This window comes from Streptomyces sp. CNP082, assembly GCF_059570535.1.
In genome coordinates, this window is record NZ_JCANSZ010000012.1 from 137,167 (window position 1) to 160,532 (window position 23,366).

General features: G+C 71.0%; 23 protein-coding genes and 1 pseudogene. 16 read left to right on the top strand and 8 right to left on the bottom strand.

Translation table 11 applies throughout. The features are described 5' to 3' along the window. Positions 1-42 precede the first annotated feature (42 nt). The 5 genes from B124_RS13405 to B124_RS13425 all read left to right on the top strand — a co-directional run bounded on the left by B124_RS13405 (position 43) and on the right by B124_RS13425 (position 3,890). Positions 43-720 carry a response regulator gene (locus B124_RS13405; RefSeq protein WP_027771656.1) on the top strand — a complete coding sequence of 226 codons (678 nt, stop codon included), beginning with the start codon at positions 43-45 and terminating at the stop codon, positions 718-720. Continuing rightward, entirely contained in the window at positions 717-2,264 is a 1,548-nt protein-coding gene (locus B124_RS13410; RefSeq protein WP_496503012.1) for an ATP-binding protein, read from the top strand. The genes B124_RS13405 and B124_RS13410 overlap by 4 nt, the downstream gene beginning before the upstream one ends. Continuing rightward, positions 2,261-2,854 carry a hypothetical protein gene (locus B124_RS13415; protein ID WP_496503013.1) on the top strand — a complete coding sequence of 198 codons (594 nt, stop codon included), beginning with the start codon at positions 2,261-2,263 and terminating at the stop codon, positions 2,852-2,854. The genes B124_RS13410 and B124_RS13415 overlap by 4 nt, the downstream gene beginning before the upstream one ends. 162 nt (positions 2,855-3,016) lie before the next feature. Then, positions 3,017-3,595: a VanZ family protein gene (locus B124_RS13420; protein WP_496503041.1), complete on the top strand. Its 579-nt coding sequence runs from the start codon at positions 3,017-3,019 to the stop codon at positions 3,593-3,595. A gap of 91 nt (positions 3,596-3,686) precedes the next feature. Next, the gene (locus B124_RS13425) at positions 3,687-3,890 is read left to right on the top strand and encodes a PspC domain-containing protein (protein ID WP_496503014.1); all 204 of its coding nucleotides are present in this window, start codon (positions 3,687-3,689) and stop codon (positions 3,888-3,890) included. Between the two features lie 107 nt (positions 3,891-3,997). Here the strand turns inward: B124_RS13425 and B124_RS13430 are convergent, their stop codons facing one another. After that, positions 3,998-4,276 (bottom strand): hypothetical protein, encoded by a 279-nt coding sequence (locus tag B124_RS13430; protein WP_496503015.1) that lies wholly within the window; start codon positions 4,274-4,276, stop codon positions 3,998-4,000. Positions 4,277-4,464: 188 nt separating this feature from the next. Further along, positions 4,465-5,601, bottom strand: a complete 1,137-nt coding sequence (locus B124_RS13435; protein ID WP_496503016.1) for an adenosine deaminase — start codon at positions 5,599-5,601, stop codon at positions 4,465-4,467. Positions 5,602-6,240: 639 nt separating this feature from the next. Between B124_RS13435 and B124_RS13440 the strand changes: the two genes are divergently transcribed. Next, a complete protein-coding gene (locus B124_RS13440; protein WP_496503017.1) occupies positions 6,241-6,981 on the top strand; it encodes an alpha/beta hydrolase in 741 nt (246 codons plus the stop codon). A gap of 228 nt (positions 6,982-7,209) precedes the next feature. Here B124_RS13440 and B124_RS13445 read toward each other — a convergent pair whose 3' ends face one another. Then, the gene (locus B124_RS13445; RefSeq protein ID WP_496503018.1) at positions 7,210-8,097 is read right to left on the bottom strand and encodes a LysR family transcriptional regulator; all 888 of its coding nucleotides are present in this window, start codon (positions 8,095-8,097) and stop codon (positions 7,210-7,212) included. Positions 8,098-8,250: 153 nt separating this feature from the next. Here B124_RS13445 and B124_RS13450 point away from each other — a divergent pair, with 153 nt between their 5' ends. The 9 genes from B124_RS13450 (at position 8,251) to B124_RS13490 (ending at position 18,096) form a co-directional block, all read left to right on the top strand. After that, positions 8,251-9,639, top strand: coding sequence for an MFS transporter (locus B124_RS13450; RefSeq protein ID WP_496503019.1), 1,389 nt, complete (start codon positions 8,251-8,253; stop codon positions 9,637-9,639). Between the two features lie 99 nt (positions 9,640-9,738). Then, complete coding sequence (locus B124_RS13455) at positions 9,739-10,761, top strand: BMP family lipoprotein (RefSeq protein ID WP_496503020.1); 1,023 nt, start codon at positions 9,739-9,741, stop codon at positions 10,759-10,761. Positions 10,762-10,920: 159 nt separating this feature from the next. Continuing rightward, entirely contained in the window at positions 10,921-12,654 is a 1,734-nt protein-coding gene (locus B124_RS13460) for an ABC transporter ATP-binding protein (protein ID WP_496503042.1), read from the top strand. Further along, positions 12,651-13,754 carry an ABC transporter permease gene (locus B124_RS13465; RefSeq protein WP_496503021.1) on the top strand — a complete coding sequence of 368 codons (1,104 nt, stop codon included), beginning with the start codon at positions 12,651-12,653 and terminating at the stop codon, positions 13,752-13,754. The genes B124_RS13460 and B124_RS13465 overlap by 4 nt, the downstream gene beginning before the upstream one ends. After that, positions 13,751-15,034: an ABC transporter permease gene (locus tag B124_RS13470; protein ID WP_496503022.1), complete on the top strand. Its 1,284-nt coding sequence runs from the start codon at positions 13,751-13,753 to the stop codon at positions 15,032-15,034. The genes B124_RS13465 and B124_RS13470 overlap by 4 nt, the downstream gene beginning before the upstream one ends. Then, positions 15,031-15,471, top strand: coding sequence for a cytidine deaminase (locus B124_RS13475; protein ID WP_496503023.1), 441 nt, complete (start codon positions 15,031-15,033; stop codon positions 15,469-15,471). The genes B124_RS13470 and B124_RS13475 overlap by 4 nt, the downstream gene beginning before the upstream one ends. Further along, a complete protein-coding gene (locus B124_RS13480; protein ID WP_496503024.1) occupies positions 15,471-16,748 on the top strand; it encodes a thymidine phosphorylase in 1,278 nt (425 codons plus the stop codon). Before B124_RS13475 ends, B124_RS13480 begins: the two co-directional genes overlap by 1 nt. A gap of 112 nt (positions 16,749-16,860) precedes the next feature. Then, the gene (locus B124_RS13485) at positions 16,861-17,778 is read left to right on the top strand and encodes an RpnC/YadD family protein (protein WP_496503025.1); all 918 of its coding nucleotides are present in this window, start codon (positions 16,861-16,863) and stop codon (positions 17,776-17,778) included. 93 nt (positions 17,779-17,871) lie between these two features. After that, on the top strand, positions 17,872-18,096 hold the full coding sequence (locus tag B124_RS13490) for a type II toxin-antitoxin system CcdA family antitoxin (protein WP_496503026.1): 225 nt from the start codon (positions 17,872-17,874) through the stop codon (positions 18,094-18,096). A gap of 81 nt (positions 18,097-18,177) precedes the next feature. On the opposite strand, the gene B124_RS13495 is transcribed toward B124_RS13490, so the two are convergent. From B124_RS13495 to sdhC, 4 genes are read right to left on the bottom strand one after another with little or no spacing between them, the layout of a single operon-like run. Then, positions 18,178-18,945, bottom strand: a complete 768-nt coding sequence (locus B124_RS13495) for a succinate dehydrogenase iron-sulfur subunit (protein WP_496503027.1) — start codon at positions 18,943-18,945, stop codon at positions 18,178-18,180. Beyond that, positions 18,945-20,699 (bottom strand): succinate dehydrogenase flavoprotein subunit, encoded by a 1,755-nt coding sequence (sdhA, locus tag B124_RS13500; RefSeq protein ID WP_496503028.1) that lies wholly within the window; start codon positions 20,697-20,699, stop codon positions 18,945-18,947. The genes B124_RS13495 and sdhA overlap by 1 nt, the downstream gene beginning before the upstream one ends. Positions 20,700-20,720: 21 nt before the next feature. Next, a complete protein-coding gene (locus B124_RS13505; RefSeq protein ID WP_496503029.1) occupies positions 20,721-21,197 on the bottom strand; it encodes a succinate dehydrogenase hydrophobic membrane anchor subunit in 477 nt (158 codons plus the stop codon). A 5-nt stretch (positions 21,198-21,202) separates the two neighbouring features. Continuing rightward, positions 21,203-21,583, bottom strand: a complete 381-nt coding sequence (sdhC, locus tag B124_RS13510; RefSeq protein ID WP_496503030.1) for a succinate dehydrogenase, cytochrome b556 subunit — start codon at positions 21,581-21,583, stop codon at positions 21,203-21,205. A 493-nt stretch (positions 21,584-22,076) separates the two neighbouring features. On the opposite strand from sdhC, the gene B124_RS13515 reads away from it, so the two are divergent. Beyond that, entirely contained in the window at positions 22,077-23,111 is a 1,035-nt protein-coding gene (locus B124_RS13515) for a DUF6531 domain-containing protein (RefSeq protein WP_496503031.1), read from the top strand. 11 nt (positions 23,112-23,122) lie between these two features. Here the strand turns inward: B124_RS13515 and B124_RS13520 are convergent. Next, positions 23,123-23,366, bottom strand: a pseudogene (locus B124_RS13520) (IS630 family transposase); the annotation flags it as partial.

Below are 23,366 nucleotides of genomic sequence, written 5' to 3' on the forward strand. Positions count from 1 at the left end.
GCGAACTCGCCCCTTCCGGCGCGCCCTGCCAGAATGACCCGCGTGCCTTCTCTGTTGCTGATCGAGGACGACGACGCCATCCGCACCGCGCTGGAGATGTCCCTCTCCCGCCAGGGCCACCGCGTGACCACCGCGGCGACCGGTGAGGACGGGCTGAAGCTGCTGCGCGAGCAGCGGCCCGACCTGATCGTGCTGGATGTGATGCTGCCGGGCATCGACGGCTTCGAGGTGTGCCGGCGCATCCGCCGCACCGACCAGTTGCCGATCATCCTGCTGACCGCACGCAGCGACGACATCGACGTGGTGGTCGGGCTGGAGTCGGGCGCCGACGACTATGTGGTCAAGCCCGTGCAGGGGCGGGTGCTGGACGCCCGGATCCGCGCGGTGCTGCGCCGCGGCGAGCGGGAGACGACGGACTCCGCCACCTTCGGCAACGTCGTCATCGACCGCTCCGCGATGACGGTGACCAAGGACGGCGAGCATCTGCAACTGACCCCGACGGAGCTGCGGTTGCTGCTGGAGCTGAGCCGCCGGCCCGGCCAGGCGCTCTCCCGCCAGCAGTTGCTGCAGTTGGTCTGGGAGCACGACTACCTGGGCGACTCCCGCCTGGTCGACGCCTGCGTACAGCGGCTGCGCGCGAAGGTCGAGGACGTACCGTCCGCGCCGACCCTCATCAAAACCGTACGCGGCGTGGGCTACCGGCTGGATCCGCCCTCGTGAGCCCGGGCCCCTCCGACGCGCAGGGGCGGCAGGGGCTCGTACGCGGCTGGGCGGCGGGGCTGCTGCGCTGGATCAGCCTGCGACTGCGTCTGGTCATCGTGTTCGCGCTGGTGGCCCTGGTCTCGGCGGTGTCGGTCGCCGGCATCGCGTACTGGCTCAACCGGGACTCGGTCCTCACCCGCACCCAGGACGCGTCGCTGAAGGACTTCCGGGAGTCGCTGCAGGACGAGAGCGGCGAGCTGGACCTGCGCTCCGGCTGCACCGACCTCGCCAAGGCCGCGCGGCGGCTGTCGGGCACCACGCAGAACTTCGACGTGATATTGATCTCCGGCAGCGGTGGCAGCAGCGACGAGCCCGGCTGCGTGGAGCGCTCCGACGCCTCGTTCACCCTGCACGACGTGCCGAAGACCCTCAAGACGGCGGTCGGCCAGCGGCGTTCGGACGGCAAGTGGCCGTACCACCTGTACTGGCAGCGGGTGACGATGGACGGCACGCCGTATCTCGTCGGCGGCGCACGGGTGATCGGCACCGACTGGACCGGCTACATGTTCAAGTCCCTGGACTCCGAGCGCCGGGACCTCAACTCGCTGGCCTGGTCGCTGGGCATCGCCACCGGCCTGTCCCTGATCGGCTCCGCGCTGCTCGCGCAGGGCGCCGCGTCCACGGTGCTGCGGCCCGTGCAGCGGCTCGGGGACGCGGCGCGGCGGCTCGGCGAGGGCAAACTCGACACCCGGCTGCGGGTGACCGGCACCGACGAGCTGGCCGACCTGTCGCGGACGTTCAACCAGACCGCGGAGCGGCTGCAGCAGCGGGTGGAGGAGCTGAGCGAGCGGGAGAAGTCCAGCCGGCGGTTCGTGGCGGACATGTCGCACGAGCTGCGTACGCCGCTGACGGCGATGACCGCGGTGTCGGAGGTGCTGGAGGAGGAGCAGGAGAACCTGGACCCGATGATCGCGCCCGCGGTGCAGCTCGTGGTGCAGGAGACCCGGCGCCTCAACGACCTGGTGGAGAACCTGATGGAGGTGACCCGCTTCGACGCGGGCACCGCCCGGCTCGTACTCGACGACGTCGACGTCGCCGACCAGGTCACCGCCTGCATCGACGCCCGCGCCTGGCTGGACGCGGTGGAGCTGGACGCCGACCGCGGCATCGTCGCGCGCCTGGACCCGCGCCGCCTCGACGTGATCCTCGCCAACCTCATCGGCAACGCGCTCAAGCACGGCGGCTCCCCCGTGCGGGTGTCGGTGCACACCACGGCGGACGCGCCCACCGCCGGCGATCTGCTGATCGAGGTCAAGGACAACGGCCCCGGCATCCCGGCCGAGGTGCTGCCGCACGTCTTCGACCGGTTCTACAAGGCCGACACGGCACGGCCGCGCTCCGACGGCAGCGGCCTCGGACTGTCCATCGCGGTGGAGAACGCCCGCATCCACGGCGGTACGATCACCGCGGCCAACGACCCGGCGGGCGGGGCGGTGTTCACGCTGCGGCTGCCGCGGGACTCGTCGGCGGCGGCGAAGGCCCTGGAGCAGGAGGACGAGTGAGGGCGGCAGCCTCGAACCGGCCGGTCCGCGCGGCCCTGGCGGCTCTCGCCGCGGTCGCCGTCGCGGCGCTGGCCACCGGGTGCGGCATCCGGCCCACGTCCGTGCCCGTGGACGCCGGCAGCGCGCCGTCGCGGGCGGAGTGCGCGCCGGGCGGGCCGTCGCAGGCGTCGAGCCCGGCGGACGGCGAGACGCTGCGGACGGTGTATCTGGCGTGCGGTACGCGGCTGGCGGCGGTGCCCCGGGGCGTCCCCGACGACCTGGCCGGGCGGGAGCTGGCGGCGCACCTGCTGGCGGAGCTGAAGCGGGAGCCGGGCGAGGACGAGAAGCAGGCCGGCTACTCCACCGCCGTCACCGGGCTGCGGGTGACGGACGGGCACGCCGGGGATCCGGCGGGCACGGTGCGCCTCAGCCGGGATCCACAGGGGCTGGGGTCGCCGGCGCTGGCGCAGCTCGTGTGCACGTACGCGTGGGGCGAGGAGCGTACGGCGGTGCTGGCGGGCCCCGGCGAGGAGGATGTGCCGTACACGTACCGCTGCACCGACGACGCGCTGCGGACCCCGGAGAACACCGTCGGCGAGCCCGCGACCTGAGCCCTTCCGCTCCGCGGGGCCGGTACGCGGGCCGGGTGGGAAGCCTCCGCACCGGGCATCGCACTCGAGCGGCGGTTTGCGGGAACCGTACGGGCCGGTAGCCGCGTCATTGCCTGCGTGCAGCGCCATGCGACGGGCGGTACGGCCGCCCTGCGATTCCGGGTGGCCGGCGTTGTCCTCCTAGTCCTGCATCTGACCGCAGTCTGGTGGTTTACGCTCCGCCCCCATGCCGTGCCGTGGGTTGACGCGGCGAATCTGCGACCCCTCAGGACGATCCGGGCGGAGTTCTCCGACGACCCCTGGTCGGCGCTGCGGTACACCGTCGAGTCGCTGTTCGTGCTGGCCCCGGCCGGGGTGCTGTTCCCGCTGATACGCGGGCGGCTCCACGCCTCGGCGGCGGGGTCGTTCGCGCGGACCGTCTTCGCGGGGGCGATGCTGGCGCTGGCGGTCGAGCTGCTGAAGACGACGGTGCCGGGGCAGGTCGCAAACGTGGACACGATGCTGCTCTACATCCTGGGGATAGCGCTGGCGCATCTGGCGGTGGTCCCCGCCACCCGGGCGCGGCTGCGCCGGCGGATCCCCGACGGGCGCGCGGCGGGGGCGGCACACGCGGAGGAGGCGGCCGGAGCTGAGGGCGCTGAGGGGTCTGAGGGCGCTGAGGGGTCTGAGGGGGCGGCGCGTACGGAGGACGGGGCTCAGGGGACGACCCCGAGAATCACCAGGGTCGAGATCGCCCCGTAGGGCGAGGTTTCGTCCGGCTTGTGTGCCTACGGTGGAATCACCGGCCCACAGGACGCGGGCCGCGAACGCCGACCCGAGGAGTGACGCAGCCATGGCCATGCCGACGAGACCGCGCGAGGGCCGGATGATCGCCGGAGTGTGCGCGGGCCTGGCCCGGCGCTTCGACACGACCCCCAAGACGGTGCGGATCATCTTCCTGGTGTCCTGCCTGCTGCCGGGCCCGCAGTTCCTGCTCTACCTGGCGCTGTGGGTGCTGATGCCCAGCGAGGAGAAGGTGCACAGCCCGGCCTGGTGAGAACGGACTCCGACGACACGGACGACGGCATGACGCCGGGGCCAGCATCCGCTGTGGATGCCGGCCCCGGCGTCATGCGTGCGTACGGACGTCAGCCCGTCAGCCCGTCAGCCCGTCAGGCCGGGCAGGGCCGGCAGGCCGAGCAGGCCCGTCAGAGCCGTGAGCTGGCCGAGCTGATTGAGCTGGCCGAGGGCCGGCGGCTTGGCGGTTTCGTTCGTGCCGTTGTTGCTCCCCACGTTGGAGCCGGTGACGGACTCCAGCGGGGCGGTCAGCCCTCCGACCGGGTCGGGCACGGCGGGGGCGGGTGCGGCGGAGGCGGTGCCCGCTCCGGCGACGGCGAAGGCGGCGCCGAGCAGTGCGGTACCGACGATCTTGCGGGTCTTCATGGAATTCAGGTCCTCGTCCTTGCGGATATCGAGCGGCAGACGAAACGCTGCCAGCGGGATTCCGCCGTGGCAAAGACCGCCTCGCCGGCGGGGGAATTGGCCCGTACGGCCCCATCCGCGGATCGTACGACCATCCTCACACCCCGGGACTCACCCCGAATTAGCAGGTCAGGGTTGGTTTGAGCGGGTCAGCGAAAGAGCCATTCCGACTTCAGACGGGCGTATCCGGGCTTGATCACCTCGTTGATCATCGCCAGCCTTTCATCGAAAGGGATGAAAGCCGACTTCATGGCGTTGACAGTGAACCACTGCATGTCGTCGAGGGTGTAGTGGAACGTACGCACCAGCTCCTCGAATTCGCGGCTCATGCTCGTGCCGCTCATGAGCCGGTTGTCGGTGTTGACCGTGGCGCGGAAGTACAGCCGGCGCAGCAGCCCGATGGGGTGCTCGGCGTACGAAGCGGCGGCGCCGGTCTGCAGGTTGGACGTCGGGCACAGCTCCAGCGGAATCCGCTTGTCGCGCACGTACGCGGCCAGCCGGCCGAGCTTGACCGTGCCGTCCTCGGCGACGTGGATGTCGTCGATGATCCGTACGCCGTGGCCGAGCCGGTCGGCGCCGCACCACTGCAGCGCCTGCCAGATCGAGGGCAGGCCGAACGCCTCGCCGGCGTGGATGGTGAAGTGGTTGTTCTCGCGCTTCAGGTACTCGAAGGCGTCGAGGTGGCGGGTGGGCGGGAAGCCGGCCTCGGCCCCCGCGATGTCGAAGCCGACGACGCCGAGGTCGCGGTAGCGGTTGGCGAGTTCGGCGATCTCCAGCGAGCGGGCGGCGTGCCGCATGGCGGTGAGCAGCGCGCCGACGCGGATGCGGTACCCGGCCGCGTGCGCGCGCCGCTCGCCCTCCCGGAAGCCCTCGTTCACCGCCTCCACCACCTGCTCCAGGCTGAGCCCGCCCGCCAGGTGCTGCTCGGGGGCGTAGCGCACCTCGGCGTACACGACGCCGTCGGCGGCCAGGTCCTCGGCGCACTCGGCGGCGACCCGCACCAGCGCGTCGCGGGTCTGCATCACGCCGACGGTGTGGGCGAAGGTCTCCAGATAGCGCTCCAGCGACCCGGAGTCGGCGGCCTCCCGGAACCAGGCGCCGAGCTTTTCGGGGTCGCTCTCCGGCAGGCCGGAGTAGCCGGTCTCGCGGGCGATGTCGACGATGGTGGCGGGGCGCAGGCCGCCGTCGAGGTGGTCGTGGAGCAGCACCTTGGGCGCCCGCCGGATCCGCTCGGCATCCGGCACCGCCGCCGCCCGCTCCGCGCCTCTGCCGTTGTCGTCCGCCATGTGGCACCCCTCTCTCGTCACGATTTGCGCCATCCTACGCGCGTAGAGCGGTGCCCGGCGGCGGGCGCGGTGCCCGGCGGCGGGCGCCGGCCGCGGGTGGCGCGGCAACGCGGTACCCGGGTACGCGGGGCGAGGCGGGGGGCGGGGGCGGAGTCGGCGGGGGCCGGGGGGCGGAGACGGCGGGGGCGGAGTCGGCGGAGACGGGGACGGCGGAGACGGCGAGGGCGGAGACGGCGAGGGCGGGGACCGCCACCGACGCGAGCCGAAGGCGCCGCGCGTGGCGGTGACGACCGGGCTGCGGCGGGGGTGCAGGTGCATGAGGCCGGTTCGGACGGGGCGGCCCGCACCGGGGGCGGGGCGCGACCGCCGTGGCGGGCGGGGCGCCAGGCGCGCTGGGCGGGCGGGGCGCCAGGCGCGCTGGGCGCGCAGTGGCGCTGCGGGCTCGGCAGTGTGGTGGCGGACCGGGGGGAGTCGGGTGGGTTTGTACGGGGGCGGGGTCCGGGGGTGCCGGGGGCGTGCTCGCGGGGTGCGCGGGGCGGCGCCGGGGCAACTGCCCTGTCGGTGGGCCCGGTCGGTCCCCCCGGGAGGGGGCCGTGCAGACCACTGGGCAGGGGGGCCGGCATCTGAAATCGTGCTGCCATGGCACAGGAGACCAGCGTGACCCGCCCCGCCCGGCTCGGACGCGCCATCGGGGCGCCCTCCGCGCAGGCGGTGGTGCTGCTGCTGCCCGCGGGCGAGGAGGAGAGCAGCCGGCGGCCGTCGCGGCTCGCCGCCGCCTCCGTGTGGTCGCTGGCCCGCCGGCTCGGCCGCGCCGGTCGCGCCGAAGGTCTCGTCGCGCACACCGTGCACTACCGCTACCGGGGCTGGAACGGCGCGGCGGCGGACGCCGCGCAGGACGCGGAGTGGGCGCTGGAAGAGGTCGTACGGCGGTACGGGGACGTGCCCGTGGCGCTGGTCGGCACCGACGTCGGCGGCCGGGCCGCGCTGCGCGCCGCCGGGCACGAGGCGGTCGTCTCGGTGCTGGCGCTGGCGCCGTGGCTGCCGGACGTGCGGACGGCGGACGCCGAGCCCGTACGGCAGTTGAGCGGGCGCACGGTGCTGCTCGTCCACGGCACGGACGACGGGCGCACCGACCCGGACCTGTCGTACCGGCTGGCGGTACGGGCGAAGAAGGCCAACCGCGACGTGTGCCGCTTCGAGGTGCACTCCGACGGGCACGGGCTGCACCAGCACCGGCCCGAAGTCCTCGCCCTGGCCTCCGACTTCGTCAGGGGCTCGCTCTTCGGCCGGCCGTACAGCAGGCCGCTCACCGACGCCCTCGCGGCGCCCCCGCCGATCGGCCTGCGGATGCCGCTCGCGGCGGGCTTCGCCCCGGCGTAGGGACAGTTGCGGCGGACCGCGGCCGGCCGCGGTCGCGGGCCGGTGCGTTGTCGGAGGAGCGGCCTACCCTGGGGTGGGTGTGCGGGGATGTGCGGGTGTGCGGCTGTACGGCTGTACGTGGGAAGCGCCGCCGGTGCCCAAGAGCCCGGGGGCACCCGCGGAACCCCGGGGGCCCGCAGAACCCCGGGACACCCGCAGGACACCGGGACACCCGCAGAACCCCGCCCCTCACCCCGCCAGCAACTGCCCCCGCCGGCCCAGCAGGAACCGCCGGAACGCCCCCACCGGGGCCGTCTCCTGCTGGCCCGCAACCCACGCCACCCCGATCTCCCGCACCGCCCGCGGGGCCGTGACGCCCAGTTCCACCACCCCCGGCCGCGGCACCGCCGGGGGCGGCAGCAGGGCGACGCCGAGGCCCGCCGCCACCAGGCCGCGGATCGTCTCCGCCTCCTCCCCCTCGAACGCGATCCGCGGCGCGAACCCCGCCTGCGCGCACAGCTCCTCCGTCATCCGCCGCATCCCGTAGCCCGCCTCCATCGTCACGAACGGGTCCTCCGCCACCTCCGCGAGCCGGATCCGGCGCCGCCCGGCGAGCCGGTGGTCGTCCGGTACGACGAGCCGGAGGCGCTGCTCGTCGAGGCGCCGCGCCACCAGGTCCGGCGCGTCCGGCACCGGGGAGGTCAGGCACAGGTCCAACTCGCCCGCGCGCAGCCGCTGCAGCATCCACTCGCCGTAGTTCTGCACCAGCGCGAAGCGCACCCGCGGGTGGTCCCTGCGGAACTCCCGCAGCAGCCCCGGCACGGTCTCCGAGCCGAGCGTGTGCAGGAAGCCGAAGGCCACCTTGCCCGCCTCGGGGTGCGCGTCGGCGCGTACGGCCTCGGCTCCGCGGGCGACCTCGGCCAGCGCGCGGTCCGCGTACGCGAGGAAGTCGCGGCCCGCGGTCGTCAGCGAGAGCGTACGGCCGCGGCGGGCGAAGAGCGCGACGCCCAGGTCGGCTTCGAGCCGCACCATCGCGCGGCTCAGCGTCGGCTGCGGGACGCCGAGCGCGCGGGCGGCGCGGGTGACGTGCTCCTCGCGCGCGACGGCGGCGAACTGCGCGAGCCGGGGCGCGAGCACCGCCCCCCACTCCCCCGGCTCGCCCGCCGAAATGTCTTCCTGATGACGGGACCGTGACAGCGACCCCCGTGACCTCTGCTCATTCACCACAGCATCGATTATCGCTGTTTTCCGCATTGGACGCATGAGCACGGGAGCCGTACGTTCCTTGTCATGCCCTCTGATACCGGGGCGCTTACGCCGCAGGTGAGCGCCCTTGCCCAGCACGCCCCCGGCGAGCCCGGCTACCGCCGCGTGCTCCTCGGCCTGTTCGCCGCCGGCGCCGCCACCTTCAGCCTGCTGTTCTCCACCCAGGCCCTGCTGCCCGACCTCTCCGCCGACCTCGGCGTCAGCCCCGGCGCGGCCAGTTGGACCGTCTCCGCCACCACCGCCGCCCTCGCACTGGCCGTGCTGCCGCTGAGCGCCGTCTCCGAGCGGTTCGGCCGGCAGAAGACGATGGCGTGGTCGCTGGCGGCGGCCGTGCTGCTGGGGCTTGCGATGCCGTTCGCGCCCGACCTGGGTGCGCTCGTCGCGCTGCGTACGCTCCAGGGCGCGGCGATCGCCGGGATCCCGGCGTCGGCGCTCGCGTTCATCGCCGAGGAGGTACGGGCCCGGGCGGTGATCGGCGCCGTGGGGCTCTTCGTCGCGGGCAACAGCATCGGCGGCATGGCGGGGCGCATCCTCACCGGCTGGACGGCGGACGCCTGGGGCTGGCGCGCGGCGCTGGCCACCGTCGCCGTGCTCTCGCTGCTCTGCGCGGTCGCGTTCGGCGTACTGCTGCCGCGCGCCCGGCACTTCACCGCCGCCCCGCTGGCGCCGCGGGCGCTCGCGCGGACCGTACGCGGTCATCTCGCCGACGGGCTGATGCGCCGGCTGTACACGATCGGGCTGCTGTTCATGACCGTCTTCGGCGCGGTCTACACGATGATCGGCTACCGGCTGGCCGGCCCGCCGTTCGGCCTGTCCGCGGGCCTCATCGGCTCGGTCTTCGTCATCTACCTCGTCGGCACCGGCTCCTCCGCCGCCGCCGGCCGGCTCGTCGCCCGCCTCGGCCGCCGCGGCACCCTGTACGCCGCCGCCGGCACCACCGCCGCCGGCCTGCTGCTGACGGTCAGCGACGCGCTGGCCGTGGTGCTGGCCGGGCTCGTGCTGCTCACCGCGGGCTTCTTCGCCGGGCACGCGGTCGCCTCGGCCTCCGTCAGCCGCACGGCGACGACCGGCAGGGCGCAGGCGTCGGCGCTCTACCAGGTCGCGTACTACGCGGGGAACAGCGCGGGCGCCACCGCCGGCGCGATCGCCTTCCACGCGGTCGGCTGGAACGGAGTGGTCGTCCTCGGCATCATCGCCCTCACCGGTGTCACGGGCATCACCATTCACGCCACACTCCTGGCCACCGCCGAGGCCCGCACGGCAGCGTCCGGCCGGGCCGTGCCGGAACCCGCTGCGACGGTCCGGTCACAGGCCCGCGCAAGCCGCCCCGTATCCCGCGAAGCGACAGGTCAGCCGACAATTGCCGACCGCGCCCGCGCCGCCGAAAGCACCGGCGCGGAGACGATCCGGTAACGGGTTCGTTGCCTGAGGTTCAGCTCTGTCTACGCGCGTTACGATGCCCCCGAAGCAGCGCCGGAAAGAGGCGCTTCGCAAGACGAAGGGGAAGTCCTCTTGCGCCGGGTAACCAAGATCGCCGCCGCGGGTGTGGCAACCGCGGCCCTCGCTTTCACCAGTGCTGCGTGCAGCAGCGAAGACAGCGGCAGCAGCAACAAGGGCGTCGGCCTCGCATTCGACGTCGGCGGTCGCAGCGACGCCTCCTTCAACGAGTCTGCCGCCCGCGGGTACGACAAGGCCAAGAAGGACTTCGACCTCGGCGGCAAGGAGCTGACCGCCCGCGAGGGCGAGACCGAGGCCGACCGCGAACAGCGTCTCACCTCGCTGGCCGAGGCGGGCTACAACCCGGTGATCGGGGTCGGCTTCGCGTACGGCAAGTCGGTCAACAAGGTCGCCCAGGACTTCCCCGACACCACCTTCGCCGTGATCGACGAGGCGTCGCAGGCGAAGAACGTGGCCGGCGTCACCTTCGCCGAGCACGAGGGCTCGTACCTCGCGGGCGTGGCCGCCGCGCTGAAGACCAAGTCCGGCAAGGTCGGCTTCATCGGCGGCGTGCACAACAACCTGATCAAGAAGTTCGAGGCCGGCTTCGTCCAGGGCGTCAAGGACACCAAGCCCGACGTCAAGATCGACGTGAAGTACCTCTACGAGAGCGACATCAAGGGCTTCCAGGACCCGCTGCGCGGCAAGAGCAGCGCCGAGGGCATGCTCGACTCCGGCTCGGACGTCATCTACAGCGCCGCGGGCCTGTCCGGCACGGGCTCGATCGAGGCCGTGGCCGCGCAGGACGGCGCCTGGGCGATCGGCGTGGACTCCGACCAGTATCAGGACAAGGCGCTGGCGGACTACAAGGACTCGATCCTGACGTCGGTGGTCAAGAACGTGGACGTGGCCGTCTACGACGTGATCAAGAGCGTCCAGGACGAGAAGCCGATCACCGGCGACACCGCCTTCGCGCTCAAGGACGACGGCGTGAGCCTCGCCACCTCCGGCGGGTTCATCGACGACATCCAGGGCGAGATCGACGCCGCCAAGAAGAAGATCGCCGACGGCGAGATCACGGTCAACGACACTCCCTGAGCACGGTACGTGTCCCGGGGTCCGGTGGACGGCGCCAGCCGGCCGTCCACCGGACCCCGTACCTCTGCCTCCGGACTACGCGCGTAGCGTGATATGCCGTAACTCGCGTCACGTAACTCGCGTCTTCCGTACGGCGCTTCGGTACGTCCGCCGCCCCGTATCCACCGCCTCGACGAGGAGTGCGCCATCCACACCCCCAGCAGCAGCTCCACTGCGCCCGACCCGCCCGCGGGGACGGCCGCCGTCGAGCTCCACGGCATCACGAAACGCTTCCCCGGCGTCGTCGCCAACCACGACATCGACATCACCGCGCGCCGCGGCACCGTGCACGCCCTCGTCGGCGAGAACGGCGCGGGCAAGTCCACCCTGATGAAGATCCTCTACGGCATGCAGAAGCCGGACGAGGGCACGATCACGCTCGACGGCGAGCAGGTCACGTTCCACAGCCCGGCCGACGCCATCGCGCGCGGAATCGGCATGGTGCACCAGCACTTCATGCTCGCCGACAACCTCACCGTGCTGGAGAACACCGTCCTGGGCAGCGAGAAGCTGCACGGCATCGGCGACCGGGCGCGCGCGAGGATCATGGAGCTGTCCGAGGCGTACGGCCTGGGCATCCGCCCCGACGTGCTGGTCGAGGACCTCGGCGTCGCCGACCGGCAGCGGGTGGAGATCCTCAAGGTCCTCTACCGCGGCGCCCGTACGCTCATCCTCGACGAGCCCACCGCGGTCCTCGTCCCGCAGGAGGTCGACGCGCTCTTCGACAACCTGCGCGGGCTGAAGGCCGAGGGCCTGACGGTGCTGTTCATCTCGCACAAGCTCGGTGAAGTCCTCGCCGTCGCCGACGACATCACCGTCATCCGGCGCGGCACCACCGTCGCCTCGGTCAAGCCCGCCGACGTCACCCCCAAGCAGCTCGCCGAGCTGATGGTGGGCACCGAGCTGCCCACGCCAGAGACCCGCGAGTCCACGGTCACCGACGTGGCGATGCTGCACGTCAGCGAGCTGCACCTGAGTGCCGTCGATGCCGACGGCGTGCTGCGCGAGGTGCTGGACCACATCTCCTTCACCATCCACAAAGGCGAGGTGCTGGGCATCGCCGGCGTGGAGGGCAACGGCCAGTCCGAGCTGGTCGAGGCCATCATGGGGCTGCGCGACCCGGACGGCGGCAGCATCGTCCTGGACGGCAAGGACATCAGCCACGCCGCCACCCGCAAGCGCCGCGAGGGCGGCATCGGCTACATCCCCGAGGACCGCCAGCGGCACGGCCTGCTGCTGGAGGCCCCGCTGTGGGAGAACCGCATCCTCGGCCACACCACGGAACGCCCCAACAGCCGCGGCGTGCTCATCGACGCCGCCGGGGCCCGCCGGGACACCAAGCGGATCGTCGAGGAGTACGACGTCCGCACCCCGGGCATCGACGTGACCGTCGCCTCGCTCTCCGGCGGCAACCAGCAGAAGCTGATCGTCGGCCGGGAGATGAGCCACCGGCCGAAGCTGCTCATCGCCGCCCACCCCACGCGCGGCGTGGACGTGGGCGCGCAGGCGGAGATCTGGGAGCAGATCCGCGAGGCCCGCCGCGAGGGGCTGGCGGTGCTGCTGATCTCCGCGGACCTGGACGAGCTGATCGGCCTCTCCGACACGCTGCGGGTGATGTACCGCGGGCGGCTGGTCGCCGACGCCGACCCGGCCGCGATCACGCCGGAGGAGCTGGGCAGCGCCATGACGGGCGCGGCGAGCGGCCACCTGGAGGACGACGCGGCGGCGCAGGACGCGCCCCCGCGCAAGACCGCGGGCGGCGGCCCCGCTGCGGACCCGGCTGCGAACCCGGCTGCGGACCACGGCACGGAAGCCTCCACCGACGACGGGCAGGACGGAGGCCGTACCCGATGAAACGCCTCGACAGGGACAAGCTGATCACGGCGGTCGGCGCCCCGGTACTGGCGATCTTCGCCGCGCTGGTGCTCACCTCGCTGATCATCCTGATCTCCGGGAAGGACCCGTTCCGGGCCTACCAGGTCATGATCGAGTTCGGGACGACCGACCGCAGCGCCGTCTACATCGTCAACAAGTCGACGATGTTCTTCCTCTCCGCGCTGGCCGTGGCCATCGGCTTCCGGATGAACCTCTTCAACATCGGCGTCGACGGCCAGTACCGCATCGCGGCCTTCTTCGCCGCCGCCGTCGGGGGCGCGCTGTCGCTGCCCGGCATCATCCAGATCCCGCTGATCATCCTGGTCGCCATGGGCGTCGGCGCGATCTGGGCGGGCATCGCGGGCGTGCTGCGCACCACCCGCGGCGTCAGCGAGGTCATCACGACGATCATGCTCAACTCGATCGCCGGCGCCGTCATCGGCTACTACCTCACCGCGGGCCGCCTCGGCGAGAAGGACGGGAACCTCACCCACACCCCCGATCTCCCGTCCTCCAGCCGCATCTTCATGTTCGAGACCTCGGTCGGGGACATCAACGGCTTCGTCATCTTCGCCGTCCTCGCCGGCGTACTGTACTGGTTCATCCTCAACCGCACCCGCTTCGGCTTCGACCTGCGCAGCGTCGGCCAGTCCGAGACGGCCGCCGCCGCGAGCGGCGTGGACGTCAAGCGCATGATCGTCACCAGCATGGTGCTCTCCGGCGCCGTCGCCGGCCTGGTCGGGATGCCGACGCTGCTGGGCGAGTCGTACAACTACGGCACCGACTTCCCGCTCGGCGTCGGCTTCACCGGCATCGCCATCGCCCTCCTCGGCCGTAACCACCCCGTGGGCATCGCGATCGGCGCGCTGCTGTGGGCCTTCCTGGAGCGCACCGGCACGCAGCTTGAGTTCGAGGGCTACGACCAGAAGATCGTCGAGGTCATCAAGGGCATCATCGTGCTCTGCGTCGTCATCGCCTACGAGGTAGTCCGCCGCTGGGCGCTGCGGGACCAGCAGCGCCGCGTCGGCGAGGAGCTGGCCCAGGCACGTACCAACGACAAGGCGGAGGTGGGCGCGTGAGTACGGTGACCAGGACGGGCGCCGCCACGCCCGCGAAGCAACCGTCCGCAAACGGCGGCAAGCGGCGGCTCGGGCTGCCGCAGGTGCTCCTGCTCGTCGCCGGCGGCCTGCTGCTGCTCTCCGCGGTACGCGCGCTCACCGACACCACCAACCTCACCGCCTCCGCGCAGATCGGCGGCGCGCTCGCGCTCGCCGTGCCGATCGGCCTGGCCGGTCTCGGCGGGCTGTGGGCGGAGCGGTCCGGCGTGATCAACATCGGCCTCGAAGGCATGATGATCCTCGGCACGTTCTTCGCCGGCTGGATCGGCTGGCAGCACGGGCCGTGGGCGGGCGCGCTCGCCGGTGTGATCGGCGGCGCGCTGGGCGGCCTGGTGCACGCGATGGCCACGGTCACGTTCGGCGTCGACCACATCGTCTCCGGTGTGGCGATCAACATCCTTGCGCTGGGCGCCACCCAGTACATGGCGAAGCTCTTCTTCGCGGACGGCGACGCGCTGGCGGCGGGCGGCACGGACAAGCAGTCGCCGCAAGTCGACGACATGCACACGTTCTCCGTACCCGGGCTCACCGACTGGCTCGGGGACCTGGAGGACGAACACTGGTTCTTCCTCTCCGACACCGCGGGCATCCTGCGCGGGCTCACCGACGACGTGTCGTACCTGATCCTGGTCGCGGCGGCGCTCTTCGTGCTCACGTACTTCATCCTGTGGCGCTCGGCGTTCGGGCTGCGGCTGCGGTCCTGCGGCGAGAACCCGGTGGCCGCCGAGTCGCTGGGCGTGAACGTCTACCTGTACAAGTACGCGGCCCTGACCGTCTCCGGCGCGCTCGCCGGGCTCGGCGGCGCGTTCCTCGTCACGTTCACCCACATCTACCTGGAGGGCCAGACGGGCGGCCGGGGCTACATCGGCCTGGCGTCGATGATCTTCGGCAACTGGCGGCCGGGCGGCACCGCGCTGGCGGCCGGGCTGTTCGGCTTCACCGACAGCCTCCAGTTGCGCGGCGGCGGCGAGGCGGTGCACGCGCTGTTCCTGCTGCTGGCCGTGCTGCTCGCGGTGTACGCGGTGTGGAAGTACGTACGCGGCGGCGCCCGGGCGGCGATAGCGGCGGGCGTCGCGGCGGTGCTCCTCGGCGTGCTGTACGCGGCGACGGACACGGTGCCGCGCGAGGTCGTGGAGGCCACGCCGTACGTCACCACGCTGGTGGTGCTGGCGGTGTTCGCGCAGCGGCTGCGGGTACCGAAGTGGATCGGCAAACGCTACCGAAGGGGAGAGAGCACGTGACGGACGCGGCTGGCAGCGCCGGGGACGACGGGCGCTGGGAGGCGCTGCGGCGGGCGGCCCGGGACGCGATGTCCCGGGCGTACGCCCCGTACTCCCGGTACCGGGTGGGCGCCGCGGCGCTGGTGGACGACGGCCGTACGGTCGTCGGCTGCAATGTGGAGAACGCCTCGTACGGCGTCACCCTGTGCGCGGAATGCGGCCTCGTATCCGCGCTGCACGCCAGCGGCGGCGGCCGGCTCACCCACTTCACCTGCGTCAACGGCGACGGGCAGCTCATCCTGCCGTGCGGGCGCTGCCGCCAGTTGCTCAGCGAGCACGGCGGCCCCCGGCTGCTGCTCGACACCCCGGCGGGCATCCGGCCGCTGGCCGAGCTGCTGCCCGACGCGTTCGGCCCGTTCGAGCTGAGCAGGTCCCAGACCGGAGGATCGCAGAACTAATGGACGCCATCTCCGTCATCCGCGCCAAGCGCGACCGCGAGCGGCTCACCGACGAGCAGATCGACTGGGTCGTGGCCGCGTACACCCGCGGCGAGGTCGCGGACGAGCAGATGTCCGCGCTGGCCATGGCGATACTGCTCAACGGCATGGACCGCGACGAGATCGCCCGCTGGACCGCGGCGATGATCGCCTCCGGCGAGCGGATGGACTTCACCTCCCTGCCGCGCCCGACCGCCGACAAGCACTCGACGGGCGGCATCGGCGACAAGATCACGCTGCCGCTGGCGCCGCTGGTCGCCGCCTGCGGGGCGGCGGTGCCGCAGTTGTCGGGCCGCGGCCTCGGCCACACCGGCGGCACGCTGGACAAGCTGGAGTCCGTCCCGGGCTGGCGGGCCTCGCTGTCGAACGACGAGATGATGGCGATCCTGCGCGACGTCGGCGCCGTGATCTGCGCCCCGGGCACGGGCCTGGCGCCGGCCGACCGCAAGCTGTACGCGCTGCGGGACGTGACGGGGACGGTGGAGTCGATCCCGCTCATCGCGTCCTCGATCATGTCGAAGAAGATCGCCGAGGGTACGGGCGCGCTGGTGCTGGACGTGAAGGTCGGCTCCGGCGCATTCATGAAGGACCTGGACAAGGCGCGGGAACTGGCGGCGACGATGGTCGGCCTCGGCAACGACCACGGGCTGCGCACCGTGGCGCTGCTCACCGACATGTCCACGCCGCTGGGCCTGACGGCGGGCAACGCGCTGGAGGTCCGCGAGTCGCTGGAGGTCCTGGCCGGCGGCGGCCCGGCGGACGTGGTGGAGCTGACACTCGCGCTGGCCGCCGAGATGCTGACGGCGGCCGGCCTGCCGGACGCGGACCCGGCGGCGGCGCTGGCGGACGGCTCGGCGATGGACGTCTGGCGCCGCATGATCGCCGCCCAGGGCGGCGACCCGTCGGCCCCGCTCCCCACGGCCCGCGAGACCCACACGGTGGAGGCCGCGGCGGCGGGCGTGCTCACGCGCCTGGACGCGTACGCGGTGGGCCTGGCGGCCTGGCGCCTGGGCGCGGGCCGCGCCCGCAAGGAGGACCCGGTCCAGGCGGCGGCGGGCGTGGAACTCCACGCGAAGCCGGGCACACCGGTGACGGCGGGCCAGCCGCTGCTGACGCTGCACACGGACACCCCGGAACGGATCCCGGAGGCGCTGGCGGCGCTGGAGGGGTCGTACGACGTGGCACCGCCGGGGGCGGCGGTGAAGCGGGGACCGCTGATCCTGGACCGGCTGGACTGAGCGGGGGGCGGGGGCGCGGGGGCGTCAACACGACCGGGAGTCGTTCGCTCGTTCGAGCGAGATAAACCGATATGCCGATGGAATCGCCGGATCGGCGACTAGCGTCCCTTTCGTGGTCAACTCCCCACACGAGACGCACCACCGGGCCTTCCAGCAGATCCCGGGGTTATTCACCAGCGCCTTCAGGCTGCTGGACCTCCCGTTGCCGGGCGACGCCGTGGTGACGGCGATCGACAGCGACGTCACGGAGGTACGGCCGGTAGAGCGCCACGTGGACACGCTGCTGCGGCTGGAGTTCCCCGACGGGAATACCTACTTCCTGCTGGTCGAAGCCCAGACGAAGCCGGACGAGGACAAGCCGGACAGTTGGGCGTACTACCTCAGCTACGTCCGCAACAGATACGGCCACCATCCGATCCTCCTCGTCGTCTGCCGCGACCGCCGAACCGCCCTGTGGGCCTCCAGCCCCTTCCGTATCGGCCACCCGTCCCACCCGAACCTCACGCTCACCCCGCTGGTGCTGGGCCCGCACAACGTCCCGAAGATCACCGACTACGAACGCGCGGCGGAGGACGTGCCGTTCGCGGTCTTCTCCGCCATTACGCACAGCAATGACCCGGATGCGGGTGCCATACTGGCAGTGCTGGCGGAAGCCCTGCAGAAGACCGACGACGACACCCGCACGATCTGCGTCGAACTGGCGGCCAGTGGTCTGGAGAAGACCCCGGCCGGGAAGATCTGGAGGAACTTCGTGGAGACCGGCTTGTTTTCCTTCCGTAGCTACGTCGCCGAAGGACTACGCGAAGAGGGCCAAGAAAAGGGGCGCGCTGAGGGGCGCGAAGAAGGACGAGCGGAGGGGCAGGCGGTGAGCGTGCTCCGGGTGCTGGCGGCCCGCGGCATCCCCGTGGATGACTCCACACGCGAACGCATCGCCGACTGCACCGACTTGGCCATGCTCGACACTTGGCTCGACAAGGCCATCACCGCCACGAGCGTCGAAGAGCTCTTCACCGACCCGCCGCAGGACTGATCGCGTGGAGCACGGCATGTTTTTTCTCCGCGGCTTCGTCGCCGAGAGCCTACGCGAGCAAGGCCGTGTCACGACGGAAGTGTCACGTTGAGTATGACCCCGCACAGGCAGGCACGTGAGCGCGTCACCCTGACTCTCCCTCCGGACCTCCTCGCCGCGGCCAAGGCAGCAACACACGGCAATCTCTCCGCCTACGTGGAACGCGCCGTAAGAGCCCAGGTCCTGCGCGACGCGGCCGATGCCGTGAGCCGGTGGCGCGGGGACGCCAGCGGTGCCGTCGAAGACATCACGGAGGCGTTCGGCGAGGACATCGCGTAGACATGGACCTCCACGGCTGAGCCGCGGTCCGCGGCCCCGGCGCCCGCGGCAGGCGGGTGGCGGGGCCGGCGGGCCCAGGTCCTAGAACCGCCGCGTGATCAGCGCCCGCTTGACCTCCTGGATCGCCTTCGTGACCTCGATCCCCCGGGGGCAGGCGTCCGTGCAGTTGAACGTCGTGCGGCAGCGCCACACCCCGTCCTTGTCGTTCAGGATCTCCAGGCGCTGCTCCCCCGCCTCGTCCCTGCTGTCGAAGATGAAGCGGTGCGCGTTCACGATCGCCGCCGGGCCGAAGTACTGGCCGTCGTTCCAGAACACCGGGCACGAGCTCGTGCACGCCGCGCACAGGATGCACTTCGTCGTGTCGTCGAACCGCTCCCGGTCCGCCGCCGACTGCAGGCGCTCGCGCGTCGGCTCGTTGCCGTGGGTCACCAGGAACGGCATCACGTCGCGGTACGCCTGGAAGAACGGCTCCATGTCGACGATCAGGTCCTTCTGCACCGTCAGGCCCTTGATCGGCTCCACGGTGATCGGCTTCTCCGGCGAGATGTCCTTGATCAGCGTCTTGCACGCCAGCCGGTTGCGGCCGTTGATGCGCATCGCGTCGGAGCCGCAGATGCCGTGGGCGCAGGAGCGGCGGAAGGTCAGGGACCCGTCCATGTCCCACTTGATCTTGTGGAGCGCGTCGAGGACCCGCTCCTTCGGGTCGATCTCGACCTGGAAGTCCTCCCAGTACGACTCCGCCGCCGTCTCCGGGTTGAACCTGCGGATGCGGAACGTCGCGGTGATGTACGGGGACTCTGCCGGCCGGGCAGCCTCGGCCTCGGCCTTGTCCATGACGGGGGTTGCCATCAGTACTTACGCTCCATCGGCTGGTAGCGGGTCTGCACGACCGGCTTGTAGTCGAGCCGGACGGTCTCCGCGCCGTCGTCGCCGACCTCGCGGTACGCCATGGTGTGGCGCATGAAGTTGACGTCGTCGCGGTTCGGGTAGTCCTCGCGGTAGTGGCCGCCCCGGGACTCCTTGCGGGCGAGCGCGGAGATCGCCATGACCTCGGCCAGGTCGAGCAGGTTGCCCAGCTCGATCGCCTCCAGCAGGTCGGTGTTGAAACGCCGGCCCTTGTCCTGGATGCTGACGTTCCGGTACCGCTCGCGCAGCTCCGCGAGCTTCTCGACCGCCTCCTTGATGGTCTGCTCCGTGCGGAAGACCATCACGTTCTTGTCCATCGTCTCCTGCAGCTCGCGCCGCAGCTCGGCGACCCGCTCCTGGCCCGCCGAGTCGCGCAGCCGCTCCACCTCGCCGACCACGAACGCCGCCGGGTCCTCCGGCAGTTCGGCGTGGTCCGCCGTCGCGGCGTACTCCGCCGCGGCGATGCCCGCGCGGCGGCCGAAGACGTTGATGTCGAGCAGCGAGTTGGTGCCCAGCCGGTTGGCGCCGTGTACGGAGACGCAGGCCACCTCGCCGGCCGCGTACAGCCCGGGGACGACCGTGGTGTTGTCCGCCAGCACCTCGCCGCGCACGTTGGTGGGGATGCCGCCCATCGCGTAGTGCGCGGTCGGCTGGATCGGGATCGGGTCGGTGTACGGCTCGATCCCCAGGTACGTGCGCGCGAACTCGGTGATGTCCGGCAGCTTGGCGTCGAGTTGCTCCGGCGGCAGGTGCGTGAGGTCCAGGAAGACGTGGTCGCCCTCGGGGCCGCAGCCGCGCCCCTCGCGGATCTCGGTGTAGATCGCGCGGGAGACGACGTCGCGCGAGGCGAGGTCCTTCATGACGGGCGCGTACTTCTCCATGAAGCGCTCGCCGTCCTTGTTGCGCAGGATGCCACCCTCGCCGCGCGCGCCCTCGGTGAGGAGGATGCCCATCCGCCAGATGCCGGTCGGGTGGAACTGGAAGAACTCCATGTCCTCCAGCGGCAGCCCGCGCCGGAACACCGACGCCTGCCCGTCGCCGGTCAGGGTGTGGGCGTTGGAGGTGACCTTGAAGAACTTGCCGTTGCCGCCCGAGGCGTAGATGACGGCCTTGGCCTGGAAGACGTGGATCTCGCCGGTCGCCAGCTCGTACGCGACCACGCCCGCCGACCGCTTGATCCCGTCGGTCTCGGTGATGAGCTGGTCGAGGACGTAGAACTCGTTGAAGAACTCCACGCCCTCCTTCACGCAGTTCTGGTAGAGCGTCTGGAGGATCATGTGGCCGGTGCGGTCCGCCGCGTAGCACGCGCGGCGCACCGGCGCCTCGCCGTGGTTGCGCGAGTGGCCGCCGAAGCGGCGCTGGTCGATCCGGCCCTGCGGGGTGCGGTTGAAGGGCAGGCCCATCTTCTCCAGGTCGAGGACCGCGTCGATGGCCTCCTTCGCCAGGATCTCGGCGGCGTCCTGGTCGACCAGGTAGTCACCGCCCTTGATGGTGTCGAAGGTGTGCCACTCCCAGTTGTCCTCCTCGACGTTCGCGAGGGCGGCGGCCATGCCGCCCTGGGCGGCGCCGGTGTGGGAGCGCGTCGGGTACAGCTTGGTCAGGACGGCGGTGCGGCTGCGCTTCGTCGCCTCGATGGCGGCGCGCATGCCGGCGCCGCCCGCGCCGACGATCACGGTGTCGTACTTGTGGATCTGCATGAGGGGAACCTCTTCGCCGCGTCAGCGGATGTTCGGGTCGAAGGTGAAGATCACCAACGTGCCCAGGAGGACGGTGAAGACCGTGGCGGAGTACAGCAGCATCTTCAGCCAGAAACGGGTGCCGTCGCGCTCGGCGTAGTCGTTGATGACCGTGCGCAGCCCGTTGGCGCCGTGCAGCATCGCGAGCCAGAGCATGACCAGATCCCAGCCCTGCCAGAACGGGGAAGCCCAGCGGCCGGCGACGAAGGCGAAGCTGATCTTGCTGACGCCGCCGTCCAGCACCAGCTGGATCAGCAGGTGGCCGACGACCAGGACCGCGAGCACGACCCCCGACAGCCGCATGAACAGCCAGCCGTACAGCTCGACGTTGGTGCGAATACGGGGCGTGGACGCGGTGGCGCGGGGCGTGCGGGCGCGGGGGGCCTCGATGAGCGGGGCGGGGTTGTCGGCGGAGTACGCGGCGGTGGAGCCGGTCAGTTCGACGTCGGTGGTGGCCATGTTCCTCAGCTCCCGAACAGCTCGCGCGCGGAGTGGCCGAGCACCGGATAGATCGCTCCGGCCATCAGCACCGCCCAGATCCCGACCACGGTCCACAGCATCGGCTTCTGCAGCCGGGTGCCCTTCGACCAGAAGTCGACGGCGATGACGCGCAGGCCGTTGAGCGCGTGGAAGAGGACGGCGGCGACGAGCCCGTACTCCAGCAGCGCCACGATCGGCGTCTTGTACGTGGCCACCACCTCGTCGTACGCCTCGGGGGACACCCGCACCAGCGACGTGTCGAGGACGTGGACGAACAGGAAGAAGAAGATGAGGACGCCGGTGACGCGGTGCGCCACCCAGGACCACATGCCTTCCCGGCCGCGGTAGAGCGTTCCAGCCGGCACGGAAAAACCCTCCGGAAACTGATCGGGGGCCGGCCGTCAGGGCTCGGGCAGTGCACTGTCGGTCATGACCCGGCCGGGTACGGTCCACCGGCCTTCGCCATCGTAGCGACGGTGCGTCGGCACACCGGTCATGGGGGCTCAGGTGTGATCAATCAGGCACGCGCGTGGCCTAACGGCGCAGGCAGGAGGGGCGATCCGGGCGATTGCGCCCCTTTATCCACCCAAGACACCCCTGCTTTCCCACGTCGGCGCCAGGAGCACTCCCCGCCGCGCCGCCCGAACACGACACCCCCCGACGATCGACGGTCGGATCCCATGAGGCTTCGCGGCGATCACCGCTTCCTCCTGAAGTCGCTTCGGCTGTGCAGGCGTACGCGACCCACTAGATCTAGACAAAGAGTCCCCAACCGTTGACGGGGAGTGATCTATGAGTCATCGTACGAGCAACTATTCACATTCGCGGTGGAATGTGCAGTATGGGAGGGGTTGACCGATGCTGCGTTTCATCGGGCTGCGGGGCGCTCTGGCAGGGATCACCTTATTGGCGCTTCTTGCCAGTGGGCTGCGCATGGCAGAGCCAGTCGCGTCGGCGGCTACGACAGGTCAGCACAGTGCAGCCGAAGTAACGAACTCCATGACAGCGCGCATGTCGGAGCCGTTGGATCCAGAGCAGCCGATGACGCTGAAGGAGCGTCGGGCGCAGGTGGCCGAGTTGCGGGCGCCGGATAAGCGGGGCGCCTCCATCGAATTGCCAGGTGAAACGCTTAACGGACCATCGAGGAACCCTGATCTGGGGCCAGGCGAGGCATCCCGCGACGAGACCAGGCCACTGGCCGTCAGCCCCGTTTCGAACATGCGGGTAGCCCCGCATAATTGGTTCGGCTTCGATGTCGAGTGGGGGGACCTCAAGTGGGACAACCCCGTAGGAATTGAGTCCTTTCACCACGCCCTTTACCGAGCCTCGGACGATCAGTTGATCAAGCAGTGGTGCCACTCGGATCCGGAAGGGGAGCGAGACTGGTACCCCACCAGCCAGTGGGCAGTCGACGACCCGACCATTCTGGAACTGGGTGTCGAGTATTACGCGAAGATCGCGGTGTCGGCCGACCCGGGCACCTATTCAGATCCGCGCGGTTGGGGCTGCGCCACCGGGTGGAGTGAAGAAGTCAGGTCCCCGAATATCGCAGCACAGGGGCCTCCACTGCGCATCGCTGCCGATGAGAAAATCGGCTGCGTCTGCTCCGACACGAGCGGGCGTCAGCAATTCCAGGGTTATCTGGGGGATCCCGTTAACACCGGCACCGGGGCACTCAATGAATCGGTCGTGGATGCCACGGTGGCGGCTCCAGGAGTCCCGTTCGAACTGCGACGTACATATGCATCGGACAATGGCCGTGAAGGCATGTTCGGTAAGGGCTGGACGTCTGTCTACGACGTGGGACTTCAGGTTTCAGAAAGTGAAGTTACCTATGTCGCCGACAATGGGTCACGCCTGATTTTTACGAAAGATGCCGCTAGTGTCTCGTGATCCGGTTCGTGTCAGTTCGAGTTGTTGTTGACAAGCTTCTTCACGCTGGTCGCGACGAGCCGGACCTTCGCGAGGATCTCGCCGGTCGTTGCGGTCCAGGTGAATGGTTTCGGGTTCTGGTTCCAGGAGTCGATGTAGTCGCGGATCTGTTTGACCAGGACGTTGACGCTGGAAAACGTGCCGCGACGGATCGACTGCCGGGTGATGACCCCGAACCAGATCTCGATCTGGTTCAGCCAGGAAGAGCCGACAGGG

What these genes read in the sequence shown, in the direction of transcription:
- B124_RS13425 (WP_496503014.1), top strand. Translation starts at nt 3,687, where the DNA reads ATGGCCATGCCGACGAGACCGCGCGAGGGCCGGATGATCGCCGGAGTG.
- B124_RS13430 (WP_496503015.1), bottom strand. Translation starts at nt 4,276, where the DNA reads ATGAAGACCCGCAAGATCGTCGGTACCGCACTGCTCGGCGCCGCCTTC.
- B124_RS13435 (WP_496503016.1), bottom strand. Translation starts at nt 5,601, where the DNA reads ATGGCGGACGACAACGGCAGAGGCGCGGAGCGGGCGGCGGCGGTGCCG.
- B124_RS13440 (WP_496503017.1), top strand. Translation starts at nt 6,241, where the DNA reads ATGGCACAGGAGACCAGCGTGACCCGCCCCGCCCGGCTCGGACGCGCC.
- B124_RS13450 (WP_496503019.1), top strand. Translation starts at nt 8,251, where the DNA reads ATGCCCTCTGATACCGGGGCGCTTACGCCGCAGGTGAGCGCCCTTGCC.
- B124_RS13465 (WP_496503021.1), top strand. Translation starts at nt 12,651, where the DNA reads ATGAAACGCCTCGACAGGGACAAGCTGATCACGGCGGTCGGCGCCCCG.
- B124_RS13480 (WP_496503024.1), top strand. Translation starts at nt 15,471, where the DNA reads ATGGACGCCATCTCCGTCATCCGCGCCAAGCGCGACCGCGAGCGGCTC.
- B124_RS13490 (WP_496503026.1), top strand. Translation starts at nt 17,872, where the DNA reads ATGACCCCGCACAGGCAGGCACGTGAGCGCGTCACCCTGACTCTCCCT.
- B124_RS13495 (WP_496503027.1), bottom strand. Translation starts at nt 18,945, where the DNA reads ATGGCAACCCCCGTCATGGACAAGGCCGAGGCCGAGGCTGCCCGGCCG.
- sdhA (WP_496503028.1), bottom strand. Translation starts at nt 20,699, where the DNA reads ATGCAGATCCACAAGTACGACACCGTGATCGTCGGCGCGGGCGGCGCC.
- B124_RS13505 (WP_496503029.1), bottom strand. Translation starts at nt 21,197, where the DNA reads ATGGCCACCACCGACGTCGAACTGACCGGCTCCACCGCCGCGTACTCC.
- B124_RS13515 (WP_496503031.1), top strand. Translation starts at nt 22,077, where the DNA reads ATGCTGCGTTTCATCGGGCTGCGGGGCGCTCTGGCAGGGATCACCTTA.